An 11,892-nucleotide genomic window follows, 5' to 3' on the forward strand; every position below is an offset into this window, starting at 1 on the left:
AACTTATATGGTTAATGACTGATTGAATGATTAATATATGCTTATAAGATTTAAACTTTATATATTTTACCATAGTTTCAAGCTAAATTTAAGAACGAATTTGGAAAACGAGACCATTCTGTCTGATTTGAAACAATCACACTCCAAAAATTTAAATAAATATTACCACCTATTGCGCAAATCGATAAATAAATATGATGCACAAAGAACTCCTCCATAATCAATTCGCATTATGGAGGAGTACTAACATTTAATATTCAATTTCACATGAACAGAATAGCTATTAAATCTCTACTCTTCCATGTTTGTATTAACGACTTCTTCAATCATATCCCATTCTTCATCAGTTTCGATTGGTACCAATTTACCACCATCGCCTGATTCATCAGGTTCATTAATCATTGGGATAAGTTCAATCATATCATCGTCGTCTGATTGAGCGCCTTCTTCAGCTAAAATAACATATTCTTTTTTGAATTCTGGATGATAGAATTCTAACATCTTTCTGTATAAAACTTCATTACCATCTTCATCAAATAATGTTAATAATTCTTCTTCATTACTAATATTTAACTCAGAGTTATGGTCGTGATTATGTTCAGTCATAATTTAATTCTCCTTTATTGGATAGAGTCTAAATAGCCTTGCAAAATAAATACAGCGGCCATTTTATCAATAACTTTCTTTCTCTTTTGTCTTGAAACGTCTGCTTCAAGTAGTGAGCGTTCAGCAGCCATTGTGCTTAAGCGCTCATCCCACATAATTATTTCTATGTCTGGTAATGCTTCTTGTAGCAACTCCTTGTATTGTAACGAAGCTTCGCCACGAAATCCAATAGAATTATTCATATTTTTTGGTAGACCAATTACTACTGAACCTACATTGTGTTCTTTAATAATTGATACTAATTTATCAATGCCAAATTCGTTATTTTCCTCATTAATTCTTAGAGTGTCTAATCCTTGGGCAGTCCATCCCATTAAATCGCTAATTGCAATGCCTACAGTTTTACTTCCTACATCTAAACCTAAAATCTTGTGTGTTAACATAAATTATTGCTTATGCTCTTTAAGATAGTTTGAAACAAGCTCTTCCATAATTACATCTCGATCAATATGACGGATTTGATTACGGGCATCGTTTTGACGTGGTATATATGCTGGATCTCCAGATAATAAATAACCAACAATTTGATTTACAGCATTATAGCCACGTTCTTCAAGTGTTCGATGTACGTTGTTTAAGACTGATTCGACATTTTCTTTAGGGATTTCTTCATAGTTAAACTTCATTGTTTTATCAATATTTTCCATAGATGCGACACTCCTCTAATACGAATTATCTTACATAATAATTTTACACTAGTTGATTACAAAGTTATAGGTTTTTAATGTAATCTTTAATAAAGCGTAATGAGTTTGAGATATTTTCTGGTTCAGTACCGCCACCTTGAGCCATGTCAGGACGGCCGCCACCTTTACCACCAACAACAGGAGCCATATTTTTAATAATATCTCCAGCTTTAATTTGGTTAGTATATTCTTTAGGGACTGTTGCGATTAGTGAAACTTTGCCGTTTACTTCACTTGCTAAAATGATGATAGCATCTTGTTGTTTTGATTTAAAGTCATCCATTGTTTGTCTAATTTCTTTAGGATTTGAAACTTCAACTTCAGTAGCAAGTACTTTGAAACCATTAATTGTTTCAATTTGATCCTCAATATTACCCATTTTAAGTGATGTGATTTCTTTATTGCGTTGTTCTAATTGTTTATGAAGTTCTTTTTGTTCGTCTTGAATTTGGACTACTTTATCATAGACTTGATTATCTGATTTAACTTTTAATTGAGTTTTAATAGCATTGAATTTGTTTTGGACTTCTTCTAAATATAAGAATGCAGCTTTACCAGTTAATGCTTCGATACGTCTTACACCTGCACCAGTACCTGATTCACTTACAATTTTAAATAAACCAATTTCAGCTGTATTATCTACGTGAATACCGCCACATAACTCGATTGAGAATGGTGCCATATTTACTACACGTACGATATCGCCATATTTTTCACCGAATAATGCCATAGCGCCCATTTCTTTAGCTTCAGCTATTGGCATTTCTTGAATGTGAACAGAGATGCCTCTCCAGATTTCTTCATTTACACGTCTCTCTACGCGATCAATTTCCTCTTGTGTCATTGGACCGAAATGAGAGAAGTCAAATCTTAATCTTTCACTCTCAACTAAAGAGCCAGCTTGGTTAACATGCTCGCCTAATACTTCTTTTAACGCAGCGTGTAATAAGTGTGTAGCACTGTGGTTCTTTTGAATATCTTTACGTTCATCGCGATTTACACTTGCATCTACTTCGCTGTTAACAGTAACTTGTCCAAATTGAACGACACCTTTATGCAAGTTTTGCCCATTTGGTGCTTTAGTTACTTCTTGAACTTCGATTTCAAAGTCATCATTACCTACAGTACCTTTATCAGCTACTTGACCACCACTAACAGCATAAAACGGTGTTTCTTTAAGAATAAAGTAAATTGTTTCGCCAGCCTCTACACTTTCAACTTTTTCACCGTTGAAAATTAGGTCTGTTAACGTAGTTTGATAATCTGTAGTTTCATAACCTACAAACTTGCTATCAGTATTAATATTTTTTAATACGTCACTTTGTACTTGCATAGATTGAGAACTTTGACGAGCTTCTCTAGCACGAGTACGTTGTTGTTGCATTTCTTCTTCGAACGTCGCCATATCAACACTAATGCCTTCTTGGCTTGATAATTCTTCAGTTAATTCAATTGGGAAACCATAAGTGTCATAAAGTTTGAATGCATCAGAACCATTAATTTCATTTGTAGATGCTTTCGCTTTATCAATTAATTGATTTAAAATAGCTAAGCCTTCTTGTAAAGTCTCGTGGAAACGTTCTTCTTCAGATTTCACTACACGTTTAATGAATGCAGCTTTCTCTTTAACATTTGGATAATAAGGTTCCATAATGTCAGCTACGATATCTACCAATTTGTACATGAATGGTTCGTTAATTCCAAGACTTTGGCTAAATCTTACTGCACGACGTAATAAACGACGTAACACATAGCCTCGTCCTTCATTTGATGGTAGTGCACCATCTGAAATCGCAAATGCAATTGTTCTAATGTGATCAGCAATTACCTTAAATGCAACATCTTGTTCAGGTACTTCTAAATATTTTTTGCCTGAAACATTTTCAACTTCATGAATGATAGGCATAAATAAATCTGTTTCATAGTTAGTACGAACATTTTGTGAGATAGAAGCCATACGTTCTAATCCCATACCAGTATCAATATTTTTATTTGGTAGTGGTGTATAAGTATTATCTTTATTATGATTAAACTCACTGAATACTAAGTTCCATACTTCTAAATATCTTTCGTTTTCTCCGCCTGGATACATTTCTTCAGCAGGATCATCTTGACCATATTCTTCACCACGGTCATAGAAGATTTCGGTATTCGGACCTGAAGGACCTTCACCAATATCCCAGAAGTTACCTTCAATTCTAATAATGCGGCTTTCTTCAAGACCAACTTCTTCATTCCATAAACGGTATGCTTCTGTATCTTCTGGATGAATTGTCACATATAATTTTTCCGGTTCCATGCCCATCCATTTGTCACTAGTTAAGAATTCCCATGCAAATTCAATTGCTTCTTTTTTAAAATAATCTCCAATAGAGAAGTTTCCTAACATTTCAAAGAATGTATGGTGTCTAGCAGTAAAACCAACATTTTCAATATCGTTAGTTCTAATTGCTTTTTGAGAGTTAACAATTCTAGGTTTTCTAGGTGTTTCACGCCCATCGAAATATTTTTTTAATGTTGCTACACCAGAGTTAATCCATAATAATGAGTCATCATCAATTGGTACTAATGGCGCAGAAGGTTCAACCATATGCCCTTTTTCAACAAAGAAATCAATATACATTTGACGAATGTCACTTGCTTTTAAATTTTTCATTTATTCCACTCCTAAACATTCTTTATTTTTGAAAATTAAAGAAAAACAAAAAAACGCCCATCCTCAATCAAGGGACGAACGTTTTCGCGGTACCACCCTAGTTATAAACACATTGACTATATCACAATACCATCTATGTTTATCACTTAATTACAATATGAAACTATCATGAAGTAGCGTTCAACAATAAACCTTGCACTTTTCACCAGCCAGTGCATCTCTAAAAGTGTTAATATTGCCTACTCGTCTTCATGCGAATTTAAATTTATTTTAAGTATTTTTCAGTTAAATGTCAACGTTCGACAAAGTCGTATGGCGAAACGTCACCCATATTAATCATTGGATTAATTTGATAAATCGTTGCTTCACTTAATACAATTCGGTCCTGAACATCATGGGCACTTTCTTCGGCTTCCTCATTTGAACTATAAATCTCAGTCTCACCATTCTCACCTTGAGTAGAGGTATCTTCAGAAGACGTCTCAACTTCAAAGTAAGCTAGAATCAATTCACGAAGTTGTGTTTGACGCGTTTGTCCTTGCGTATTCAAGCCGATTTCGAATGCTTTTGGATCACCTAATAAAACGAGTGATTGCTTAGCTCGAGTAAGTCCAGTATATAGTATTGGACGTTGCAACATTCTAAAATATTGTTTTACTATCGGCATAATGACAATTGGAAATTCTGAGCCTTGTGATTTATGAATCGATGTACAATAGGCATGCGTTAATTCTAATAAATCTTGACGAGTGAACGTGATTTCATTACCTTCAAAGTCAACGACAAGAACATCTTTATTAAGCGCATTTTCCTTTGCCCAGAAAATGCCGACAATTACGCCAATATCGCCATTAAAAATATTATCATTAGGTCTATTTACTAATTGGAGTACTTTATCTCCTTTTCGGAATTTAATATCTCCAAATTCAATTTCTCTAACATCATCTTTTTTAGGATTTAAAATGTCTTGCAATACCTGGTTAAGTCGCTTTATTCCAGCGCTTCCTTTGTACATCGGTGCTAATACTTGAATATCGCTCATATCATAGCCTTTTTTCACTGCACTTGAAACGACCTTTTCAACTACATCAGGAATTTGATCAACGTTACAGTTAATAAAACTTCTATCATGATAACGCTTCGTAATATCGATTGGTTCACCATGTTTCATACGATGTGCCAAATCAATAATACTTGAACCATCTTGTTGACGATACACTTCAGTAAGATTAACGCGTGGCAAAGCGTTAGAGTCTATTAAATCTTTAAATATTTGACCAGGACCTACTGAAGGTAATTGGTCTTCATCGCCTACAAGAATAATTTGTGCATCTAGAGGTACAGCACTTAGAAATTGATGGAATAACCACGTATCCACCATAGACATCTCATCTATAATTATTAATTTGGCATTGATTTCATTATCTAAAATGTCTTCAGGTTGCGTATCCTGATTCCAACCTATTAGACGATGAATCGTCATCGCTTCTAGTCCAGTTGATTCTTGAAGACGCTTAGATGCACGCCCGGTAGGCGCAGCTAACACAATTGGATAATCATCTTCTTCATAATCAGAATAATTTAATGATAAGCCGTGAATTTCGGCGTATAATTCAACGATTCCTTTAATAACTGTCGTCTTACCTGTACCTGGCCCGCCTGTTAAGAGCATAATTTTAGAATTAATAGCGGTTTGCAGCGCTTCTTTTTGAGAAGGCGCATAACTTACATTATTACTGTCTTCAATCTCACCGATGTGTAATTGTAAATCAGACTGTTCTATTTCTTTAAGTTTATTTTTATACGTTTTTATACGATATAAGTTTTGCACACTTTTTAATTCGGAATAGTAAAGACTTGGTATGGCTACACGATTATTTTCAAATACAATTTTACTTTCTTCCGCCAGAATTTGTAGTACTTCTTCTAATTGGTTGCCCTCTACTACTTCTTCATTACGCGGGTCACTTAACATCTCTTGTGTAACTTCTATCACAAATTCATAAGATAAGTATGTATGCCCTTGTTTAATACATTCTTCCTCTAGCGTGTATAGAAGTCCTGCTTTCAATCTTTCTGGATCATTAAATTCAATCCCATTATTGCGCGCTAATGTATCAGCTTTTTGGAATCCAATACCTTTCACATCGTAAACAAGTTGGTAGGGATTTTTCTCTAGTACATTTAATGTTTCTGATTGATAGAATTGATAAATCGCCATTGATAACTTAGGTCCAAATCCTAAGTCATGTAAGCGAATCATCACTTTTTCTGATTCTTGGTTTGCGCTAATTTGTTCAGCTATTTGCTGTTGTTTCTTTTTAGGTAAACTCGGCACTTTTTCCAAAACAGTAGCATCATTCAAAATATCATTAATCGCATTTTCACCTAAAGTATTTACAATATTTTGAGCCGTTTTTTTCCCTATTCCTTTGAAAAGGTCACTCGATAAGTAACTCACAATCGCATCTTTAGTTTGCGGTAACTCTTTTTCAAATGTTTCAGCCTTTAACTGTTTACCATAACGCGGATGTTCAACCACTTGTCCTTTAAAAGTATAAACATCGCCTTCAGCAATATTCGGAAAGAACCCTACAACTGTGGGCAAGTTATCAAATGATTCATTCGTTTCAATTGTATCGACTTTAAGAACAGTATAAAAATTATCTTGGTTCTGAAATAAAATAGCATCTACTGTCCCCTTAATCATTGAATAGTCAAATAGTGTAGGGTCTGACATATTATTCCTCCTGCGCTTTTAAAGATTGAAATGTTTGTTTCGCATGTTGACTTAACAAGTGTTTAGGATCAATTTCAATTGCTTTATCAAAATAAACAATCGCCTCGTCTACATTTTCTGTTTCCATGTATGTGGCAAGGCCTAAATTATATAATGCATCAACGTGTTTAGAATCAATAGTGAGTACTTTATTTAACTGTTTAATAGCTTCTTTAAACAATTCTAAATGACATAAGACTAATCCGTATTGGAATTGAACTTCCGCATCATTATTTTCATCTAGTTCAGCTGCTGTCATTAAGAACGGCATAGCTTCTCTGTGAGAATCTAATTGATTAAATGCCATACCAATCATGTAGTTTGTATCCACTTTATCCATATCATGTTTTAAAGCAAGTTGATATAGCTTGATAGCCTCTTGATAACGGTCCTGATTATAATATAAGTTAGCTAAATTATAATAAACTGCACCATTCTTGTCATCAATTGTAATAGCTTTTTGGAAAAAGCGTTCTGCTTTTTCAACTTCGCCAGCGTCTGCTAAAACAATTCCAGCATTGATATAATTTTCAACTACGTTTGGCGCTTCTTCAATATTATTAAACAACGCTTGTAAAGCTTGTTCTAACTGCCCTTCTTTTATCCATTCATAAATTGTTTCTTGATTTACCATTACAAATCTCCTCAATTTTATGTATTATATGCGAAACTAATTTTCAAAAATAAAAGAACTGGGACATTATTATTCCCAGCCCTTCATCAATATATTTAAATTAAACCACGTAACTTAATTGGCCAGTTGTTTTGTATACATCATCAATTGTAGCGCCACCAAGACAAACTTCTCCGTCATAAAATACAACTGCTTGTCCAGGAGTAATAGCACGTACAGGTTCATCAAAAGTAACGCGAATTGAATTATCGCTTTCTTTCTGTACAAATACTTTAGTATCTTTTTGACGATATCTAAATTTAGCTGTACATTCAAATCCTTCTTCTAAGTCAACAGGATTAACAAATGAGAAGTCAGAAGCGATAAGGTAATCGCTATATAATGCATCATGATGGAAACCTTGTTCAACGTATAGCACGTTATCTTGTAAGTTTTTACCAACTACAAACCAAGGATCACCGTCTCCACCAATACCTAAACCATGGCGTTGACCAATCGTATAATACATTAATCCACTATGCATACCCATTTTCTTACCATCTAATGTTCTCATTTCTCCTGATTGAGCTGGAAGATATTGTGATAAGAATGATTTAAAATTACGTTCACCAATAAAGCAAATACCTGTAGAATCTTTTTTCTTAGCAGTAGCTAAATCTTGTTCTTCTGCGATTCTACGTACTTCTTTTTTCTCAATATCACCAATTGGGAACATGACTTTAGATAATTGTTGTTGAGACAATTGGTTTAAGAAATAAGTTTGATCTTTATTATTATCTACGCCTCTTAACATTTCTACATGTCCATCTTCATGACGACGAATGCGAGCATAATGTCCTGTTGCCACATAGTCTGCACCTAGTTTAAGCGCATGTTCTAAGAATGCTTTAAATTTAATTTCTTTATTACACATTACATCTGGATTAGGTGTGCGTCCTTTTTTATATTCATCTAAAAAGTAAGTAAATACTTTATCCCAATATTCTTGTTCAAAGTTAACTGCATAATAAGGTATGCCAATTTGGTTACATACCGCAATCACATCGTTATAATCTTCTGTAGCTGTACATACGCCATTTTCATCTGTGTCGTCCCAGTTTTTCATGAAAATACCAATGACATCATAACCTTGTTCTTTTAAAACATGGGCAGTAACTGAACTATCAACGCCACCAGACATACCAACTACAACGCGTATATCTTTGTTTGACAATTTTATTCCTCCTTAAATTTATGATAAATTTTATGAATTTCAGCTACGATATATTTAATTTCTTGCTCAGTTGTTTGTTCATTAAAACTAAAGCGTACTGAATGTTTAGCACGTTCCTCATCTTCATACATCGCTGCTAAAACATGTGAAGGAGTAGTTGACCCAGCCGTACATGCTGATCCAGAAGAAACATAAATATTAGACAAGTCTAACAATGTTAACATTGTTTCTACATCTATGAATGGGAAATATAAATTTAATATATGCCCAGTTGTTTCTACCATTGAACCATTCACTTCGAAAGGAATTGCACGTTCTTGTAGACTAACTAAAAACAATTCTTTTAATTGCATCAAATGGATATTGTTATTATCTCTATTTTCATCAGCAAGTTCTAGAGCTTTTGTTAAACCAACGATTTGCGCTAAATTTTCAGTTCCAGCACGTCGTTTCGTTTCTTGTTCGCCACCTAATTGAGAGAATTCGATAGGCGTTTGATCTTTAACTAATAACACTCCTACGCCTTTAGGCCCTCCAAATTTATGTGCAGTGACACTCATAGTATCGATTTTGAAGTCTTCAAATTTTATATCAAGATGACCTACAGCTTGCACAGCATCAACATGTAGTAATGCACTTGATTGAGCAACGATATCTTCAATATCATAAATTGGTTCAACCGTTCCAACTTCGTTATTAACGAACATAATTGAAACTAAAATTGTATCTTCAGTTAACGCTTCTTCTAACTGATCTAAATCTACTTTACCTGTATCATCTACATCTAAATAAGTAACATCATATCCCTCTTTTTCAAGCTCTTCAAAGACATGAAGTACTGAGTGATGTTCGATTTTAGTAGTAATGATATGATTTCCTAAATGTTCATTTTCATAAACTAAACCTTTAATAGCAGTGTTGTTAGATTCAGTAGCACCACTTGTAAAAATCACTTCACTTGGTTTAGCGCCAAGAAGTTTAGCAACTGTTCTTCTAGATTCGTCTAAATAACGACGTGCATCTCGTCCTATTGTATGAATTGAAGATGGATTACCATAATGCGATTGGTAGATTTCCATCATTGCATCTATCACTTCTGATTTAACTGGGGTAGTTGCAGCATAATCTGCATATACTTCCATTATTTTGTACACTCCTCACAATATTATCAATGTTCCTATAATAGCACCTAACCATCAATTTTTCTACATTGTTGTTTGTAACTTCATTACTTCATATTTTAACATTTATCCCTTCTCTATTTATACATTTTTTATTTTTGAAAATGTCTTCTACATACGCAGTGAGCAAATTAATAACTCATCGTCCTCCATCTTGTTACACTAAATCATAGTAAAAAATAAAGGAGTCTTTGCAAATGTCTAATATGAAATTTTCTGCACTTAATTTAGTGCCTATTAAAGAAGGTCAAAGTGATAAAGACGCCATTAACGATATGGTTGCGTTAGCTCAAAAACTTGATGAGCTTGATTATGAAAGATATTGGATTGCTGAACATCATAATGCACCTAACTTAGTAAGTTCAGCTACAGCATTACTCATTCAACATACATTAGAACATACTCAAAATATTAAGGTAGGCTCAGGCGGTATCATGCTACCTAACCATGCACCTTTAATAGTGGCAGAACAATTTGGTACGATGGAAACCCTTTTCCCTAATAGAGTGAATCTTGGTTTAGGAAGAGCGCCTGGTACAGATATGATGACAGCGAGTGCGTTACGACGTGATCAGCACAACGGTGTTTATGCCTTTCCAGAAGAAGTTGAACAACTTCAAACGTACTTCGGTCCAGGCAATAAACAAGCGTATGTGCGCGCTTATCCAGCAGTAGGAAAAAATGTGCCATTATATATTCTAGGTTCATCAACAGATTCTGCGCATTTAGCTGCACGTAAAGGTTTACCTTATGTATTTGCAGGGCATTTTGCACTTCAACAAATGAAAGAAGCGATTCAAATTTATAAAGAGTTATTCGAACCTTCTGAGGTATTACAAGAGCCTTATATGATAGTTTGTTTAAACGCTATTGTTGCTGAAACAGATGAAGAAGCTGAATATTTAGCTAGTACGTTGGCTCAGGTGTTTATTGGAATTGCGCGTGGTAGAATGCAACCGGTTCAACCACCAACAAATGATTTACAAGGATTATTGACGCCACGTGAATATGAAATGGCGAAACAACGATTTAATGATTCATTAGTGGGTTCAGAAGCTACGGTAAAACAGAAATTAGAAGACTTTATTGAAGAATATGGAGAAATTGATGAGTTAATGGGTATTAGTTATATTTACGATCAAGACAAACAATTTGAATCATTTGAACGTTTGAAAAATGTAGTTCAATCTTTGGATAAGTAATAAGTTAATAAAGTAGTTCTTAGATAGATGTTTACTCGTTTAAGTTGTTTCGCTTTCCAGGGGTTCTCTCTCTAAAGCAGCTCTTAGATGGATTGGCATTACACTTAAGTTGAGATGCTTGCCTAGGGGGCTGGGTCGAGCCTTGGTCTCGACACTCATCCTACTCCCTCAGGCGTCACTCAACTACGTTCCATTATCCATTTTAGAGCTACTTACCTAAGTGCTATTGCACTTAGGTTTATCAAGTGCACTGCTCCTCTAGGAGTCTTCACAACTACACTTCGTAATCTATCTTAGAACTACTAAGCAAGTGTACGCGCACTTGTGTTCAATATAAAAATAAAAAATGCCAAGAGTCACATAACGTCATTTCGTTGGCCACCTTTAGAATTTCTTACCTAAGTCTCATAGCACTTAGGTTCATAAAAGTTATACACTTAAACATTACTAAAAATCATTAGGTGAATTCACAAGTTTATATCGAAATTAATTTGTTTATATAATTAAATATTCTATATATAAAGTTAACCCTTCAATTACTCAAAGTCAGTTTTTGAAGGGTTTTATGGTATAAAAAAAGGACGGTTAATACCGTCCCTAACATTGATAATTATTTGTCATCTTTATCTTTTTTGTCACTGTCGTCATTACCGCCAGTGTATTCGTTGATTTTATCTTTTACTTTATCAACTTGTTCGTTATCGCTATCTTTGAATTTGTCTGCAGCTTCTTTTGCTTTATCCATGAATCCCATAATGAAATTCTCCTTTCAAATTTTAAGCATAATTTAATTTAATAACTAATTTATGTTTAATCTACGATAACTAAAATATAACCAAACATTATCGATTGGATGTATTATATAGATACCACGC

The 11,892-nt window shown here is 34.1% G+C and carries 10 protein-coding genes and 1 other annotated feature; of the genes, 1 reads left to right on the forward strand and 9 read right to left on the reverse strand.

The genetic code is table 11. The annotated features are described in order from the left end of the window. Nucleotides 1-291: 291 nt before the first annotated feature. The 8 genes from CD127_RS08325 to CD127_RS08360 form a co-directional block, all read right to left on the reverse strand. The gene (locus CD127_RS08325; protein WP_103298274.1) at nucleotides 292-606 is read right to left on the reverse strand and encodes a DUF1292 domain-containing protein; all 315 of its coding nucleotides are present in this window, start codon (nucleotides 604-606) and stop codon (nucleotides 292-294) included. 14 nt (nucleotides 607-620) lie between these two features. After that, nucleotides 621-1,049, reverse strand: coding sequence for a Holliday junction resolvase RuvX (gene ruvX, locus CD127_RS08330; RefSeq protein WP_103298275.1), 429 nt, complete (start codon nucleotides 1,047-1,049; stop codon nucleotides 621-623). 3 nt (nucleotides 1,050-1,052) lie between these two features. Further along, nucleotides 1,053-1,313, reverse strand: a complete 261-nt coding sequence (locus CD127_RS08335; RefSeq protein WP_103328434.1) for an IreB family regulatory phosphoprotein — start codon at nucleotides 1,311-1,313, stop codon at nucleotides 1,053-1,055. A gap of 64 nt (nucleotides 1,314-1,377) precedes the next feature. Then, the gene (alaS, locus tag CD127_RS08340) at nucleotides 1,378-4,008 is read right to left on the reverse strand and encodes an alanine--tRNA ligase (protein ID WP_103366385.1); all 2,631 of its coding nucleotides are present in this window, start codon (nucleotides 4,006-4,008) and stop codon (nucleotides 1,378-1,380) included. Nucleotides 4,009-4,075: 67 nt separating this feature from the next. Then, nucleotides 4,076-4,273, reverse strand: a binding site (T-box leader). A gap of 27 nt (nucleotides 4,274-4,300) precedes the next feature. Then, nucleotides 4,301-6,748, reverse strand: coding sequence for an SF1B family DNA helicase RecD2 (gene recD2 / locus CD127_RS08345; RefSeq protein ID WP_103366386.1), 2,448 nt, complete (start codon nucleotides 6,746-6,748; stop codon nucleotides 4,301-4,303). 1 nt (nucleotide 6,749) lies between these two features. After that, entirely contained in the window at nucleotides 6,750-7,421 is a 672-nt protein-coding gene (locus CD127_RS08350) for a tetratricopeptide repeat protein (RefSeq protein WP_103366387.1), read from the reverse strand. 100 nt (nucleotides 7,422-7,521) lie between these two features. Beyond that, nucleotides 7,522-8,634 (reverse strand): tRNA 2-thiouridine(34) synthase MnmA, encoded by a 1,113-nt coding sequence (gene mnmA / locus CD127_RS08355; RefSeq protein ID WP_103298280.1) that lies wholly within the window; start codon nucleotides 8,632-8,634, stop codon nucleotides 7,522-7,524. Nucleotides 8,635-8,636: 2 nt separating this feature from the next. Beyond that, nucleotides 8,637-9,776 (reverse strand): cysteine desulfurase family protein, encoded by a 1,140-nt coding sequence (locus CD127_RS08360; RefSeq protein ID WP_103366388.1) that lies wholly within the window; start codon nucleotides 9,774-9,776, stop codon nucleotides 8,637-8,639. A 236-nt stretch (nucleotides 9,777-10,012) separates the two neighbouring features. Here CD127_RS08360 and CD127_RS08365 point away from each other — a divergent pair, with 236 nt between their 5' ends. Then, nucleotides 10,013-11,017 (forward strand): LLM class flavin-dependent oxidoreductase, encoded by a 1,005-nt coding sequence (locus CD127_RS08365; protein ID WP_103366389.1) that lies wholly within the window; start codon nucleotides 10,013-10,015, stop codon nucleotides 11,015-11,017. Between the two features lie 610 nt (nucleotides 11,018-11,627). Here the strand turns inward: CD127_RS08365 and CD127_RS08370 are convergent. Continuing rightward, on the reverse strand, nucleotides 11,628-11,771 hold the full coding sequence (locus CD127_RS08370; protein ID WP_103297200.1) for an SAS049 family protein: 144 nt from the start codon (nucleotides 11,769-11,771) through the stop codon (nucleotides 11,628-11,630). Nucleotides 11,772-11,892: the final 121 nt, after the last annotated feature.

This window comes from Staphylococcus petrasii, assembly GCF_002902565.1.
Classification (GTDB): domain Bacteria; phylum Bacillota; class Bacilli; order Staphylococcales; family Staphylococcaceae; genus Staphylococcus; species Staphylococcus petrasii.